This window comes from Haloferax sulfurifontis, from assembly GCF_014635105.1.
Taxonomy (GTDB): Archaea; Halobacteriota; Halobacteria; order Halobacteriales; family Haloferacaceae; genus Haloferax; species Haloferax denitrificans.
Window position 1 is genome coordinate 260,937 of the sequence record NZ_BMCI01000003.1, and the last position, 15,235, is coordinate 276,171.

Consider the following 15,235-nt stretch of genomic DNA (forward strand, 5'->3'; position numbering starts at 1 on the left):
CTTCGACGGTCTCAATCGGTGACGGCGAGCCGGGTCGCGGGTCGGGTCTGCGGGCCGACGCTCAGCGGAAGCCCATCGCTTCGATCTGTTCTTGGTAGCGGTTTCGGATGGTGACCTCTGTCACCTGCGCCACGTCCGCGACCTCGCGCTGAGTCTTCTTCTCGTTGCAGAGAAGCGACGCGGCGTAGATGGCGGCGGCGGCGAAGCCGGTCGGCGACTTGCCCGACAGCAGGCCCTGCTCGGCGGACACGTCGATGATTTCGGTCGCCTTCGCCTGGACCTCCTCGGAGAGGTCGAGCGCGGAGGCGAACCGCGGGACGAACTGCTTGGGGTCGACGGGCTTGAGTTCGAGTCCGAGTTCCTGCGAGATGTAGCGGTACGTGCGGCCGATCTCCTTCTGCGGGACGCGCGACACCTCCGCGACCTCGTCGAGCGAGCGCGGGATGCCCTCCTGACGACACGCGGCGTACAGCGCCGACGTGGCGACGCCCTCGATGGAGCGGCCGCGAATCAGGTCCTCGTTGAGCGCGCGGCGATAGATGACCGACGCGACCTCGCGGACCGACCGCGGGACGCCGAGCGCCGAGGCCATGCGGTCGATTTCGCTGAGCGCGAACTGGAGGTTGCGCTCGCCGGCGTCCTTCGTCCGGATGCGCTCTTGCCACTTGCGGAGGCGGTGCATCTGCGAGCGTTTCTCGGACGAAAGCGAGCGGCCGTAGGCGTCCTTGTCCTTCCAGTCGATGGTCGTCGTCAGCCCCCGGTCGTGCATCGTTTCCGTGATGGGCGCACCGACGCGCGACTTCGACTGCCGCTCGGAGTGGTTGAACGCCCGCCACTCCGGGCCGCGGTCGATCTGTCGCTCGTCGAGGACGAGGCCGCAGTCGTCACACACCAACTCCCCCTGGTCTGCGTCCGTGACGATCTGGTCAGAACCGCACTCCGGGCAGTTGACTTGCTCGTCCTCTTGTGCCGTTGCCTCCTCCTCTCGTTGACGCTGCCGGCTCGGACGTTCCATTAAAAGGTTTCTGGTGGAGCGTGAATTTAAACCTTTGTAACAGAAATATGATACAGGCCGCTGTCTGGCGATTCGACGAGTTCGGATTCGGGCAACCCGGACGCACCTACTTATACGGTTCCCTGACAAACGGTGAATCGAATGGTCAGACGTGCTACCGCGACACTCGTTGTCGTCGCGCTCGCGGTCCTCGCGGGCTGTCTCGGCGGGGGCGGCGCGGACGCGACGACGACGGTCGAACCGACCGCGACAGCGGCGGCGTCGACGACGTCGCAGTCGGGGTCGCCGACGACCGCGGCCGCCCTGGGCGACGTGACAGTCGAGGTGGTCGAGGTGGTCGACGGTGATACCATCAAAGTCGTCATGCCGGACGGCGCGCGCGAGACGGTCCGCCTCCTCGGCGTCGACACCCCGGAGGTCCACGCCGAGAACACGCCCGACGAGTTCGAGGGGGTCCCCGAGACGGAGGCCGGACGGACCTGCCTCCGCGCGGCCGGCGAGAACGCGAGCGCCTACGCGAAGTCCCGGCTCGCCGACCGGACGGTCGAACTCCGGTACGACGAGAAGGCGGGCGAGCGCGGCTACTACGGGCGGCTCCTCGCGTACGTCGTCGTCGACGGCGCGGAGTTCAACTACGACCTCATCACCGAGGGCCACGCCCGGGTCTACGAGAGTTCGTTCGAGGAGCGCGAGCGCTACGAGCGCGCCGAACGCGACGCCAGAGAGCGCGGGGTCGGCCTCTGGTCCTGCGCGACCGAGGGCGCGGCCGCGGGGGGCGCGGACGCGACCACCGACGACGGCCTCTCCGTCTCGGTCGTCGCCGACGCGCCCGGCAACGACAACGACAACCTGAACGAGGAGTACGTCACGCTCCGGAACGACGGCGGCGCGACACTCGACCTCTCGGGGTGGACCGTCTCCGACGCGGCGGGCGCGACCTACACGTTCGCCGGGGGGACCGAACTCGACCCCGGCGCGTCGCTGACGCTCCACACGGGGTCGGGAACCGACACCGACGAGGACGTCTACTGGGGTCGCGGCGGCGCGGTGTGGAACAACGGCGGCGACACGGTCACGATTCGGGACGCCGGGGGAACGGAGGTCCTCTCGTACACGTACGAGTAGCAGTGTTGTCCGAGTAGAACCTCGTCGGGACGAGCAGAATCGCTCGCGCAGGGTCGAGGGGAATGGGGGTGGAGCGTGCTCCCCCAACGGTGGTACGACACCGGTCTACATTAGTCTCTAGGTTGTCACGTTCGCGGGGATATCCGCGCGTCACCGGCGAATCTGCCTCTGTCTAATTACTACTGCGCATTTACAAAGATATATACATAACTAGAGAAAATGTATGCGCAACATGAGCACGCTCGAATCCTCGTCCGTCGAAGCCGCCGTCACCGCCGGCCGCCCCGCCGACCTGACTCCCGTCGTCCTCGACGCGTCGCGGCTGGAGTCGACCGCACCGTCGCACCTCCGCGACCTGAAGGCCGGACTCGCCGAGGAGGGCTACCTCCCGGCCGAACTCACCGTCGAAGCCCGCTTCGGCGAGGACGACCCCCTCGCGGTGCAATCGGAGTCCGACCGCCTCCGCGAGTACGTCCGCGCCGCCGCGTTCCTCGGCGTCGGCCGGGTCGCCGTCGACGTCGCGGAGTGCTGTCGCCCCGACGACGCCGAGTCGGCGCTCGCCGCGCTCGGCGAGCGCGCTCGGCGCGAGGGCGTCGCTTTTGAGCTTCGAGGTTCCATCGACGGCTGATGGCAACCAAGGCCGCGCTGGAGGCGCAGTTGGCGGTGGTCGCCGGTTTCGAGAACCCGAAGGTCTCGCTCGAACAGTACCCGACGCCGCCGGACCTCGCCGCGCACCTCGTCCACCTCGCGGACCTCCGCGGCGACATCGAGGGCGCGACGGTCCTCGATTTAGGTTCGGGTACCGGCATGCTCGGACTGGGCGCGGCGCTCCGTTCGCCCGCCCGCGTCGTCGGCGTCGAACTCGACGACGACGCGCTCGCCACCGCGACGGACAACGCCCGCCGGGTCGGCGCGAGCGCCCCCATCGACTGGATTCGCGCCGACGCCACCCGCCTGCCGCTCTGTCTCTCGGACGACCGGCAGGTCACGGTGCTCATGAACCCCCCGTTCGGCGCGCAACGGGGCAACGAACACGCCGACCGCGCTTTCCTCGAATCGGTCGCGTCGGTCGCCGACGTGTCCTACTCGGTCCACAACGAGGGGAGCAAGGAGTTCGTCGAGTCGTTCGTCGCCGACGCCGGCGGCGACCTCACCGACGCCTTCCGGGCGACGTTCGACCTCGACCGCCAGTTCGAGTTCCACGACGAGGACCGCCGACAGCTCGACGCCGAAGTGTTCCGCATCGAGTGGTGAGCCGGCGGCGCACCGTCGCGCAGACCGGGAGCCGCGGCGGTCGTCCCGCCGGTACCGTCACCGCGCGACGCCTAACCCACGCTAATTGTACGTCTCTGCTCGCGCGACGCGGACTCTCGTCCCGCGCGACTCGGCGAACACGAGGGAGTTCTCGCGGACGAACCGAATCCCGTCGAGCGTCGTCGTCGTGTTCTCGGTCGGCATCGGTCCCCTGACGGTCCCGCTGTCGGACGACACCTGCACGTCGTAGCCCGTCGCCGTCGGCACGACCGAGACGCTCCGCCGGGCGACGACGGGTTCGGCCCGGACCGGGCCGGTGTCGTACGCCAGTCGCGCCTCGCCGTCGGCGACGAGGAACACCCGGTAGGCGGTTCCCGCGCCGGTGACGACGTAGCCGTCGCGGACCGCCGTCACCCGGTCGCGCCAGCCGAGACCGCCGAGTCTGACCGCGGATTCGCCGTCGAACGCCAGCCGGTTCGTCGAGACGGCGGTCGTCCAGATGCCGCGCCGCTCGCTTTTGACGATGACCCCCGAGGTGTTGGTCGTCGTCGACTCGCCGAACAGTTCGACGTCGAAGACGGCGGTCAGCCCGTTCGGCACGTCCTCGGCGTAGGTCACCTCGTAGTCCCTGACCGTGACGCTCTCGCCCGGCAAGTCGTCGCCGCTCGCGGTGAACGTGTTGTACAGCATCGCCGGCCCCGACAGCGCCGCGACGACCACGAGGAGCACGGCGGCCCCGGCCTGCCAGCGGCGGGCCGAAAATATGGAGGTGTCGGGCGCGTACGCCCGGAGCGGCTTGTCGGAGGCCGCGACCGTCAGCGCGACGACGGTCGCGAGCGCGACGACGAGCGCGAAGCCGACGGCGCGAAACAGCACGTAGGTATCGCCCCCGCGGTACCAGTACACCGCCCACAGCGACTCGCTGACGGCAAACAGGAGGACGCCGGCGAAACTGCGGAGCGCGGGCGGGGGCGACCCCTCGCGGCGGTGACTGAGCCACACGCCGAGGAGGACGCCGAACAGGAAGCCGATGGCGTGGCCCTGAATGGCGATTTGGGACCACCACGGCGTCGAGAAAGTGGGGCGGGCCGACGAGACGACCTCGGGCGACAGCATCGCGTTGTAAAACAGGCTGACGACGCGCCCGGAGACGAACGCCAACACGGTCGCGAGCGGGCGGAAGACGAGCGCGAAGCCGGCGAACGCGAACACGACGCCCGAGAAGCCGACGACCGGGCCGAGCGCGAAGACGGCCGTCAGGAGCCCCACGCCGAAGACGACCGCGGGGAAGACGACGAGCGACCGGACGTACGGGTTCTCGCGGGCCGACCCGAACGAGGTGGACCCGCGGCGCGTCGGATAGTGGCTCCACGCGTACTCCGCGACCGGCGCGAGCGTGAGCGTGCCGACGAGGTTGCCGACGAGGTGGCCGGGACTGGAGTGGGCGAACGCGGCGGTCAGCATCCCGGTCGGATAGAAGTACGACCACGCCCGGAACGGGATGACGATGGGTCGGTACCACGACGACCAGCCGTCCTGAACCACGAGGTAGACGAGGAGGACGCCGCCGGCGCTGACGAGCGTTCCGAGCGGGAGGCCGAACAGGAAGCGTCGCCGGAGCGCCGCCGAGACCCGACTCGGTCTGTCGACGACGGCGAGCGCGACGGCGGCCGCGAGGAGCGCGAGGAGCGCGGCGAGCCGCTGGAACGGTATCCAGCCCGGAATCTCTAGCATTAGCTACCTGTGTCGTGCGAACGGGTGGTAAAGAAACCCGCGGAGAACTGCTTGAGAACTGCTAGCGACCGACACGCGCGCCACCGCCAGCGGCGACTCCGCGGCTGGCGGGCGGTCGCTGGAGGCGTTGCGGTCGACGGCCGCTCAGATTTTGCCTTCGGCGTCGTCGGCCAACTCCTCCATGCGCTTGCCGACGCGGCCCGCGCTGGAGAACTCGTCGTCGCTCATCGCGGTCGCGAGGGCGTTGCCGAGCACGAACACGGCGTGTTTGTGCTCGCTTTTCGATTTGTGGACGTGGGAGGGCTCGACGGCGAGCTCGTCGTAGGGGTCGAACAGGCTCGAATCGACGTGCTCGCGGGCCGAGAAGTGGTCCTTGATGATAACCATCTGTTCGTGAAGCTCCAGCAGTTCGTCCTTGTGCATGAGCGTTGGGTAGGAGCGAAGGCGGTTTAAGAGTTATTGGGGGATTCTGTCACTCGGCTCAGAAGACGTACTCGTCTTCGTGGCCCATCATTCCGTCGTCTTCGTACGCGCGGTCCTCGTCGGACATCGGACCGCTGGTCTTGTACGCGCGGATACCGGTCGACAGCAGGTCCTCGATGGCCTCGTCGCGGTTGACGAACTCGCCCTGTTCGACGAGTTGGACGATCTGCATCTCCAGGTGTTCCGGCACGGTAATCTCTACTTTGGGCATCTGAACGTCCGTCGCTTTGGAAGGGCCGTATATAACTCTACCGGGGGAATAATCGGGTTTTCCGAAGGTCGTCCGGGCGAACGCGAACCGCCGTTTACCTTCGGTTAGTGCGGTCCGTTTCTCCGGTCGCCGGCGGGTGTCCGGAGTCGTTAGTGATAGGTGCGTCGGGCCGAAGTTTCGAGCATGGCCAACGACGTGACCCACCTCTACGAGGAGTTCGGCGGCGACCGACTCCCGCCGGGCCAACGCGAGACCCAGCGCTTTCCCGTCCTCTCCAAGAGCGGCACGCCCTCGTGGGACCCCGAGACGTGGTCGTTCGAGGCGTGGGGCGCGGTCGACACCGAACTCGACCTCTCGTTCGACGAGTTCCGCGACCTCCCCTCCGAGACGCAGATACAGGACTTCCACTGCGTCACCGGCTGGAGCAAGTTCGACTGCGAGTTCGAGGGCGTCACGTTCCCGGCGCTCGCCGACGCGGTCGGCGTCGACGACGACGCGGTCCACGTGATGTTCCACGCCATGGACGGCTACACGACGAACCTGCCCCTCGACCAGTGCATGCGCGACGAGGTCATGTTCGTCTGGGGCTACGACGGCGAGGACCTGCCCGCCGACCACGGCGGCCCCCTCCGGGTCGTCACCCCGCACAAGTACGCCTACAAGGGCGCGAAGTGGGTCTCGGGCGTCGAGTTCCTCACCGAGCCCGAACGCGGCTACTGGGAGAAACGGGGCTACTCGAACACGGCGAACCCGTGGAACGAAGAGCGGTACAGCTAACCTAAGTTTTTGGTCCAGATTTTTGCGTGGTGAGCGTAGCGAACCACGGAAAAAGGTGGGCGAACCCGTGGAACGAAGAGCGGTACAGCTAACCTAAGTTTTTGGTCCAGATTTTTGCGTGGTGAGCGTAGCGAACCACGGAAAAAGGTGGGCGAACCCGTGGAACGAAGAGCGGTACAGCTAAGCTGATTTTCAGGCGTTTTCGGCGGTCGCTTCGCGTCCGAGCCACCGGCGTTGTCGCTCGGTGGACAGATGTGCACGTTCGACCGGGGTCGCCCGACCGGGGTGCGGAACAGAAGGGAGAGTTTCAAGCGTCCCCGGTCCTGAGCCACGGTCGATGGAACCGTTGCGGACCGACGAGGTGGGGACCCACCTCGTCAGCAGGTCGGTTCGACTGTCTGCGCCCCCCGTCTCGGCGTCGCTCGCGGCGATGCAACGCCCGCGGGCGCTGTGGACCGCCCCCGACGAGCCAACCGTCGTCGGCGGCGGCGTCGCCGTGGCCGTCGAGGCCGACGGTCCCGAGCGACTCGCGCGCGTCCGCCGGGCGGCCACGGCGCTGTTCGACGGCGCGGACGTGGACGCCCCCGACGCCGCTCGCCCGCGATTCTTCGGTGGCCTCGCCTTCCACGAGGAGGCGACCGGCCGCGACCCGTGGGCCGACTTCCCGGCCGCGCGCTTCGTCGTCCCCGAAGCGCAGGTCGTCTTCGACGGCGACGACGCGTGGCTCACGGTCACCGCCGTCGACGACGAGGCCGACAGCGAGAGCGTCGGCGACCGACTCGACGACCTCCGGGAGACGCTCGAATCGCTCGACGACGCGCCCCCCGAGGGGCCGCCGGGCGTCTCGGACCGCCACCGGACGACCTCGGTGGAGGCGTGGCACGAGAGCGTCGACGCCGCGGTCTCGCGCATCCGCGCCGGCGACCTTCGGAAGGTCGTCCTCGCGCAGGCGCTCGAAGTCGAACTCGACCGCCCCGCCGCCGCGCCCGACCTCCTCGCCCGCCTCGGGGAGACGTACCCCGACTGTCACCGCTTCCTCGTCGAGCCGAACGGCGGGGCGAGCTTCCTCGGCGCGACGCCCGAGCGACTCGTCTCGCTCCGCGGCCGCGAGGTCGAGACCGGCGCGCTCGCCGGGACGACCGGCCGCGGCGACACCGACGACGAAGACGAGTGGCTGGCGAACGAACTGCTCGGAAGCGAGAAGGACAACCACGAACACGAGCTCGTCGCGGAGACGATTCGGGAACAGCTCGCGCCCCTGTCGGCCGAGATTCGCGTCGGCGACCGCGGGATTCGGAAGCTCGCGACCGTCCAGCACCTCTGGACGCCCATCGACGCGACGCTCGAACGCGACGAGCACGTCCTTTCTCTCGTGGACGCGCTCCACCCGACGCCCGCGGTCGGCGGCCTCCCGCCGGAAGCCGCCCTCGACGTGATTCGGGACACCGAGCCGTTCGACCGCGGCTGGTACGCCGCGCCGGTCGGCTGGTTCGACGCCGACGGCGACGGCAGTTTCGCGGTCGCGCTTCGCTCGGCAATCGTCGAGGAGACGCTGGCGACGCTGTTCGCGGGCGTCGGCCTCGTCGCCGACTCGGACCCCGACGCCGAGTGGGACGAGGTGCAACTGAAGTACCGACCCGTCCTCGACGAACTCGAACGCGACGACTGAGTTCGGGAGCGACGACCGGCACCGGAGCCGACGACCGCCTCCGATTCGAACCGATTCGATTCGACTCGATTTGACGACGACTTAGACGAGATGACAGCACCGAACCGAAACGCCCTCTGGGCACGGACCTTCGCCGACGAACTGGCACGCACCGGCATCGACGCGGTGTGCATCGCACCCGGCAGTCGCTCGACGCCCCTCACGGAGGCGTTCGACCGCCACGACGACATCGAGACGTTCTCGCACCTCGACGAGCGCTCGGCGGCCTACTTCGCGCTCGGCCGCGCCCGACGCACGGGCGAGGTGACGCCCGTCCTCTGCACCTCGGGGACCGCCGCGGCCAACTTCCACCCCGCGGTCATCGAGGCGTCGCAGGCCCGCGTGCCGATGCTCGTCCTCACGGCCGACCGCCCGCCGGAACTCCGCGACAGCGGGGCCAACCAGACCGTCGACCAGGAGAAGCTCTACGGCGACGCCGTCCGCTGGTACAAGGACATGCCCGAACCGGAGGCCACGGACAGGAAGCTCCGGAGCCTCCGAACCACCGCCGCCCGCGCGGTCTCCGAGGCAACCGGCGTCGACGCCGGTCCCGTCCACCTCAACTTCCCCTTCAGAAAGCCGCTCGAACCGACGTACGTCGAGGGCGACGTGCCCGCCGACCTCGACCCCGAGGCGCTCGACGGCCGGAGCGGGAGCCGACCCTACGTCAAGACGACCGCGGGTGCGCCGGAGCTCTCCGAGGACCACCTCCGAAAGCTGGCCGACGACCTCGCGGTCGACCGGGGGCTCGTCGTCGCCGGGGCCGCCGACCCGCCGGGATTCAACGCCGAGGCCGTCGCCGCGTTCGCCCACGCGACCGGCTTCCCCGTCGTCGCCGACCCGCTTTCGGGGCTTCGCTTCGGCGGCCACACCCGGACGACGACCGTCCTCGGCGGCTACGACGCCTACCTCGACGAGCGCGTCACCGCCGACTGGCCCGACCCGGAGGTCGTGGTCCGCATCGGCGCGTCGCCGACCTCGAAGCCGCTCCGGAAGTACCTCGCGCGCACCGACGCCCGACAGTACCTCGTCGACCCGACGGGCCGCTGGCGCGAGGCCGAGTTCGGCGCGACCGACCTCGTGGAGGCCGAGCCGTCGGTGCTCGCGTGGCGGCTCTCGCAACTCGTCCGCAACCGCCCCGACGAGGCGTGGAACGCGCTGTGGACCGACGCGGAAGACGGCTACTGGAGCCTCGTCGACGACGAGACCGACGCCTTCGAGGGCCGACTCGCGGCCGACGTGGCCGACCTCGCGCCCGAACCTTCGACGCTGTTCGTCTCGAACTCCATGCCCGTCCGCGACCTCGACCGCTTCGCGCGCCCCTCGACGAAGTCCCGAACGGTCCTCGGCAACCGCGGCGCGTCCGGCATCGACGGTATCGTCTCCTCGGCGCTCGGGGCCGGCTCCGCGGCGACCGACCACCTGACGCTCTTGACCGGCGATCTCGCGTACTACCACGACATGAACGGCCTGCTCGCGCTCGGCCGCCTCGGCGTGGACGCGACTATCGTCCTCGTCAACAACGACGGCGGCGGCATCTTCCACATGCTCCCCATCGAGGAGTACGAGCCGCCCTTCACGGACCAGTTCAAGACGCCCCACGGTCTCGACTTCGAAGCAACCGAGGACCTCTACGACCTCTCGTTCGCGTCGGTCGACCCGGACGACTTCCGCGACGCCTACGCCGAGTCGGTCGCCACCGACGGCACCGACGTCATCGAGGTCCGGACCGACGCCGAGTCCTCGCACCGCGTGCGCGAGCGCATCGCCGAGCGCGCGGTCGAGCGACTGTCCGATTGACCGACTGACCGAACCAGTCGACCGACTGACTTTTCTCCCGCGCTCCGAATCGTGGCGACATGTCCTCCACGTCTTTCCGCCAGTATCGCGGCAGTGTCTACGCCGTCGCCGGCTTTCTCGGCGTCCTCGTGTTCGCGTACGCGGCCGTCGTCACACACGAACCGCTCGCCGGGGTCTTCGCCGGCGGGACCGTCGTCTTCGGCGTGGTACTCCTCTCGGATATCGCTGAGCGCGGCTATCCTCCGGCGCTCGGCCGCCGCGGAACGCTCGCGCTCGTCGCGGTCGTGGTCGCTCTTCCTGTCTTCTGGTTCGTCGTCCAGCGACCCCTGATGGGCCTCGGTCTCGCGCCGCTGGTCGCCGTGATTGCGTGGGCGCTCGCGCGGTTCAACACCGTCGGCTACCCCGAGTCGATGGGTCGCCGTCGGTCGCTCGCCACCGCCTTTGTCGGGACCGGACTCGTCGCCTACGGGTCGCTTGCCGGGGCGACCGCCTTCCTCGTCGGCATCGCGGGCGCGATACTCGTCGGGCTGGCGTCGTGGCTGACGAGTCCGCGCGGCCCGCTTCGGGGCAGACTGGCTGACTAACTGGCTGACTCATTCACTTACTCACTCCGCGTCGGCGGCCCGCCCCGAGGCGCCCGACTCCGTCCACCGCCCGACGAGCCGGCCGGCCACCCAGTAACAGCCGGCGTCGAGGAGGACCGACAGGCCGCCGATGACGCCCCCGACGACGCTCGCGGCCGCAACGCCGATGAGCGCGATGAACGCCAGCGAGAGTAGTGGCGCGCCGTTCAGGACCGCGCCGACGAGGACCACCCCGAGGAGGAACGCTCCCCCGATGAGCGCGCCCGCCGCGAACCCGCGGAGGACGAGTCGCCACAGTCCGCGGAGGCCGTTCCGCAGGCCGGCCAGCCCGCCGTCCGCCAGCGCCCACCGGGTCGCGGCCGCGGTGAGGAGCCACAGATACGCGAAGACGGCGACGCCGGGGAGCGTCCCGAAGCCGGCGAGTTCGCCTTCGAGCGCCCCGCTCGCGTGCGCGGCGAGGAGTCCGACGAGGCTCAGGACGACGAGGTTGAACGACGAGACGACCCACGCCTCGACGCGGCCGGCGGCGGCCTCAGCCATGCGCCAGCACCTCCGCGAGCGCGACGAGCACGAGGAGCGCGGCGGCGGTCGCGCCGTAGCCCTTCGCGAGGACCGAGCGCCCCGAACCAGTCGAGTCGCCCCGCCGGAGCCGGAACACGACGAGCGTCCGGACGAACGACCCGAGGACGAACGCGGTCACCGCGAGGAGTTTCGCCGTCAGTATCGACCCCCAGCGCCCGGACGGTCCGGGCGGGCCGAGCGCGCCGAGGTTGCCGACGCCGGTGACGACCATCGCGCCCATGGTCGCCCAGAAGACCCACTCGTACGTGACTGCGAGCGCGGCTGGTTCGCCGAGAGAGGCGGTCGAGCCGCCGGCGTCCGCGCGTCCGGGACCGGCGGCGCTGAGCGTCGCCCACGCGAACGCCGCGCCGCCGAAGACGAGCGCCATTCCGACGAGGTGGACGAGTCTGACGAGGAGGGTGGTCGCGGCCGACATGCGCGGGAGTCGTTCGCGGACTGACAAATATTTCCGGGCCGGGGGAGCGGTCGGGCGGCGGGCCGCCCCCCGAACCGCGGCCGCAAGCGAATCTTTTTGCGCCGCCCGCGCCGCCTCTCGGTATGGTCTCGGAGATTTTCGACCCCGACCGCTGGGAGCCCGTCCCGGGGTCCGACGAGTTCGACGACATCACCTACCACCGCGCCGTCGACGTGCCGGCGGTCCGCATCGCGTTCGACCGCCCCGAGGTCCGCAACGCCTTCCGACCCGGAACCGTGGACGAACTCTACGCCGCGCTCGACGACGCCAGAAAGCGCGCGAACGTCGGGTGCGTCCTCCTGACGGGCAACGGCCCCTCCGAGAAGGATGGCGGCTGGGCGTTCTGTTCCGGCGGCGACCAGTCGGTCCGCGGCGGCTCGGGCTACGAGTACCGCGACGACGACGAGGCCGACGCCTCCGATGACCCGCTCGTCCGCGAGGCGAAGGCCGGTCGCCTGCACATCCTCGAAGTCCAGCGGCTCATCCGATTCATGCCGAAACCCGTCGTCGCCGTCGTGCCGGGGTGGGCCGTCGGCGGCGGCCACTCCCTGCACGTCGTCTGCGACATGACGCTCGCCTCCGAGGAGCACGCGAAGTTCCTCCAGACCGACCCCGACGTGGCCTCCTTCGACGGCGGCTTCGGCTCCGCGTACCTCGCAAAGCAGGTCGGCCAGAAGAAGGCCCGCGAGGTGTTCTTCATGGGCAAGACCTACTCCGCCGAGGAGGCCGTCGACATGGGAATGGCGAACGAGGCGATTCCCCACGAGGAACTGGAGGAGGTGGCGCTGGAGTGGGCCGACGAGATGACGAAGAAGTCGCCGACGGCCATGCGTATGCTGAAGTACGCCTTCAACATGACCGACGACGGCATGGTCGGCCAGCAGGTGTTCGCCGGCGAGGCGACCCGACTCGCCTACATGACCGAGGAGGCACAGGAGGGCCGCGACGCCTTCCTCGAAAAGCGCGAACCGCGCTTCCGCGACTACCCGTGGCACTACTGAGATAACGCCGGCTCGCCGCCCGATACCGGTCTCTCGCCCGCGATGCGGCCTCGTTTCGTTTCGTCTCGGCTCGTTTCGTCTCGGCTCGTCTCCCGCGACGAAACGCGTCACCTCGCCATAGTTTAGGCACGCCGAAAAATAGGAACGCTCTTGTGTGTTTAGGGTAGCCTAAATCCTATGGACGAGAACTCCACCGGGAACGAGGGACTCACGCGACGCAACTACATTCGCTACGGCGGCACGGCGCTCGGGGCCGGGATGCTCGCCGGCTGTACGTCGGACTCGTCGGGAAGCGACGAGACGACAGCCGCGGCCGAGACGGCGACCGAAACGACCGCCGCGAGCGAGACGGAGGCGGGAACGGAGACCGACGCGGCCGAGGCCGACGCCTCGTACTCGGTGGCGATGGAGCCGATGGGCGAGGTCACGTTCGACTCGGTTCCCGAGTCGTGGGCCGCCTACGACGGCGGCTACGCGGACATGGCCGTCGCGCTCGGCGTCGGCGACGGGGTGACCGGCGTCGGCGGCGCGGGCCGGTACTACACCTACGTCTACGACGAGCTTCCCGGCGTGAGCGTCGACCGCGAGCAGATCGAGGCGTACCCCGAGGTCAGGACGAAAGAGGAGTTCTACGAACTCGACAACGACGTCCACCTCTACGACCCGAACATGCTCATCAACTGGTTCGACTGGGACCAAGAGGACGTGGACGAAATCGCGGAGAACGTCGCCCCGTTCGTCGGCAATCTCATCTTCCGCCGGTCCGACGGCTGGCACGACTACCGCTACTACACCCTCTACGAGGCGTTCGAGAAGGTCGCGCAGGTGTTCCAGCGCGAAGAGCGCTACGAGGCGTTCGCGGCGCTCCACGACGAGTTCATCGCGGAGATACAGTCGCGACTGCCGCCGGCGGACGAGCGTCCGAACGTCTTTCTCACCTACGAGGGGACGACCGAGCCGGAGACGTTCTCGCCGTACCGCCTCAACGACAAGGGCACGAGCAAAAAGCAGTGGAACGACCTCGGCGTCACCGACGCGCTCACCGGGACCGACATCGAGAACCTCAGCACGACCAACCGCGGCGAACTCGACTACGAGAACCTCCTCGAAGTCGACCCCGACGTGATGCTCGTTCGCGGCCACGAGCGCAAGACGGCCGCGGAGTTCCGCGACACCGTCCTCGCGTACATGGAGGACCACCCCGTCGGCGGCGAGCTGACGGCCGTCCAGAACGGCCGGGTCTACCGCGGCGGCTACCTCAATCAGGGGCCGATTCACAACCTGTTTCTGACCGAGCGCGCCGCGAAGCAGATGTACCCCGAGGAGTTCGGCGAGGTGACCGGCGACGCCGAACTGTTCGACCGCCAGCGCGTCGCGGACGTCGTCACCGGGGAGTTCTGAGATGGCGGACGCCGCGGCGTTCGACTACGACGTGGCCATCGTCGGCGGCGGACCGACGGGCTGTTCGGCGGGCGTCTTCACCGGCCGGTACGGCCTCGACACCGTCGTCTTCGACCGCGGCCGGTCGTCGCTCCAGCGCTGTGCCTATCTGGAGAACTACCTCGGCTTCCCCGGCGGCGTCGACATCGAGACGTTCTACGGGCTCATCCACGACCACGTCGAGGCGGCCGGCTGTGACCTCGTTTCAGACCTCGTCGAGGCGGTCGAACTCGTCGGGGACGACGAGACCGCGGACGTCGCGGGGGATTCCGGCGGGGATGCCGCCGACGCGGCCGCCACCGGCCCCGGCTTCGCGGTCACGACCCAGAGCGGCGAGACCGTCACCGCGAGGCGGGTCGTCGCGGCCGCCCGCTACGGCGGCGACTTCCTCGAACCGCTCGGCGACGACGAGATGTTCGTCACCTACGAGTACGACGGCGAGACGCGGACGACGTTCGACCGCGACTACGCCGACGTTGAGGGGCGCACGCCGATCGACGGGCTGTACGTCGCCGCGCCGGTGAGCGAGGTCAACGTGCAGGCCATCATGTCGGCCGGACAGGGCGCGCGAGTCGGCCGGTCGGCCATCACCGACCACCGCCTCGAACGGGGGTACCCCGAGGACCTCGCGCGCCACTGGGACTGGTTGCGCCCCGAGGCGGAACTCGCCGACGAGGCGGCCGCCCGCGACGACTGGCGCGAGCGGTTCGACAGCCGCGTTCCCGACGACTGCGACCTCCCCGAGGAGCGACTCCGCGAACTCCGCGAGGCCGACGTGGAGCGCCAGCGCGAGATGTACGTCTCCGACGAGACGGTCGAAAACCGAGCCGAGAAGGGTCGCGAGCGACTCGCCGAGCACCTCGGCGTCGCCGCCGACTCGGATTCGGCTTCCGACGCCGGTCCCGAGTAGCGAGGAATCCACGTCACCGGGTCGGCTGACGGCGATGACCACGTCGTCGCCGACGCCGGGGAGAACGCGCCTCGTCGGGGGCGGCGCGACCGCCGAGCCACCGTGTTCTCCCACTCATCGCCTCGGAGTCGCGCGCTTTCGGATAGGAACTTACTCA

Annotated in this window: 16 protein-coding genes; 10 read left to right on the plus strand and 6 right to left on the minus strand. The window is 69.2% G+C overall.

The window, feature by feature from the left end:
- Positions 1-61: 61 nt before the first annotated feature.
- Positions 62-1,015 (minus strand): transcription initiation factor IIB, encoded by a 954-nt coding sequence (locus IEV64_RS09605; RefSeq protein ID WP_004043457.1) that lies wholly within the window; start codon positions 1,013-1,015, stop codon positions 62-64.
- Positions 1,016-1,156: 141 nt separating this feature from the next.
- Between IEV64_RS09605 and IEV64_RS09610 the strand changes: the two genes are divergently transcribed.
- From IEV64_RS09610 to IEV64_RS09620, 3 genes are all read left to right on the plus strand, one after another.
- Positions 1,157-2,140: a lamin tail domain-containing protein gene (locus IEV64_RS09610; RefSeq protein WP_188423754.1), complete on the plus strand. Its 984-nt coding sequence runs from the start codon at positions 1,157-1,159 to the stop codon at positions 2,138-2,140.
- Between the two features lie 232 nt (positions 2,141-2,372).
- On the plus strand, positions 2,373-2,768 hold the full coding sequence (locus IEV64_RS09615; protein WP_049920406.1) for a DUF7961 family protein: 396 nt from the start codon (positions 2,373-2,375) through the stop codon (positions 2,766-2,768).
- A complete protein-coding gene (locus IEV64_RS09620) occupies positions 2,768-3,394 on the plus strand; it encodes an METTL5 family protein (RefSeq protein ID WP_188423755.1) in 627 nt (208 codons plus the stop codon). The genes IEV64_RS09615 and IEV64_RS09620 overlap by 1 nt, the downstream gene beginning before the upstream one ends.
- An 81-nt stretch (positions 3,395-3,475) precedes the next feature.
- Here the strand turns inward: IEV64_RS09620 and IEV64_RS09625 are convergent, their stop codons facing one another.
- The 3 genes from IEV64_RS09625 to IEV64_RS09635 form a co-directional block, all read right to left on the minus strand.
- Positions 3,476-5,128, minus strand: a complete 1,653-nt coding sequence (locus IEV64_RS09625; RefSeq protein WP_007273719.1) for a rhomboid family intramembrane serine protease — start codon at positions 5,126-5,128, stop codon at positions 3,476-3,478.
- Between the two features lie 144 nt (positions 5,129-5,272).
- On the minus strand, positions 5,273-5,551 hold the full coding sequence (locus IEV64_RS09630; RefSeq protein WP_004969989.1) for a UPF0058 family protein: 279 nt from the start codon (positions 5,549-5,551) through the stop codon (positions 5,273-5,275).
- Positions 5,552-5,609: 58 nt separating this feature from the next.
- Complete coding sequence (locus IEV64_RS09635) at positions 5,610-5,822, minus strand: ribbon-helix-helix domain-containing protein (protein WP_004043463.1); 213 nt, start codon at positions 5,820-5,822, stop codon at positions 5,610-5,612.
- 183 nt (positions 5,823-6,005) lie between these two features.
- Here IEV64_RS09635 and IEV64_RS09640 point away from each other — a divergent pair, with 183 nt between their 5' ends.
- From IEV64_RS09640 to IEV64_RS09655, 4 genes are all read left to right on the plus strand, one after another.
- Positions 6,006-6,599: a sulfite oxidase-like oxidoreductase gene (locus IEV64_RS09640; protein WP_188423756.1), complete on the plus strand. Its 594-nt coding sequence runs from the start codon at positions 6,006-6,008 to the stop codon at positions 6,597-6,599.
- 337 nt (positions 6,600-6,936) lie between these two features.
- Positions 6,937-8,268 carry an isochorismate synthase gene (locus tag IEV64_RS09645; protein ID WP_188423757.1) on the plus strand — a complete coding sequence of 444 codons (1,332 nt, stop codon included), beginning with the start codon at positions 6,937-6,939 and terminating at the stop codon, positions 8,266-8,268.
- 90 nt (positions 8,269-8,358) lie between these two features.
- Positions 8,359-10,107, plus strand: a complete 1,749-nt coding sequence (menD, locus tag IEV64_RS09650; protein ID WP_188423758.1) for a 2-succinyl-5-enolpyruvyl-6-hydroxy-3-cyclohexene-1-carboxylic-acid synthase — start codon at positions 8,359-8,361, stop codon at positions 10,105-10,107.
- A gap of 59 nt (positions 10,108-10,166) precedes the next feature.
- Positions 10,167-10,691, plus strand: a complete 525-nt coding sequence (locus IEV64_RS09655) for a hypothetical protein (RefSeq protein ID WP_188423759.1) — start codon at positions 10,167-10,169, stop codon at positions 10,689-10,691.
- A 21-nt stretch (positions 10,692-10,712) separates the two neighbouring features.
- On the opposite strand, the gene IEV64_RS09660 is transcribed toward IEV64_RS09655, so the two are convergent.
- A complete protein-coding gene (locus tag IEV64_RS09660) occupies positions 10,713-11,231 on the minus strand; it encodes a DUF7965 family protein (protein ID WP_188423760.1) in 519 nt (172 codons plus the stop codon).
- Complete coding sequence (locus tag IEV64_RS09665; protein WP_188423761.1) at positions 11,224-11,688, minus strand: hypothetical protein; 465 nt, start codon at positions 11,686-11,688, stop codon at positions 11,224-11,226. The genes IEV64_RS09660 and IEV64_RS09665 overlap by 8 nt, the downstream gene beginning before the upstream one ends.
- Before the next feature lie 122 nt (positions 11,689-11,810).
- Between IEV64_RS09665 and IEV64_RS09670 the strand changes: the two genes are divergently transcribed.
- The 3 genes from IEV64_RS09670 (at position 11,811) to IEV64_RS09680 (ending at position 15,078) form a co-directional block, all read left to right on the plus strand.
- Positions 11,811-12,728: a 1,4-dihydroxy-2-naphthoyl-CoA synthase gene (locus tag IEV64_RS09670; protein WP_007273726.1), complete on the plus strand. Its 918-nt coding sequence runs from the start codon at positions 11,811-11,813 to the stop codon at positions 12,726-12,728.
- Between the two features lie 177 nt (positions 12,729-12,905).
- Positions 12,906-14,129 carry an ABC transporter substrate-binding protein gene (locus tag IEV64_RS09675; protein WP_188423762.1) on the plus strand — a complete coding sequence of 408 codons (1,224 nt, stop codon included), beginning with the start codon at positions 12,906-12,908 and terminating at the stop codon, positions 14,127-14,129.
- A 1-nt stretch (position 14,130) separates the two neighbouring features.
- A complete protein-coding gene (locus IEV64_RS09680) occupies positions 14,131-15,078 on the plus strand; it encodes an FAD-dependent monooxygenase (protein WP_188423763.1) in 948 nt (315 codons plus the stop codon).
- Positions 15,079-15,235 lie beyond the last annotated feature (157 nt).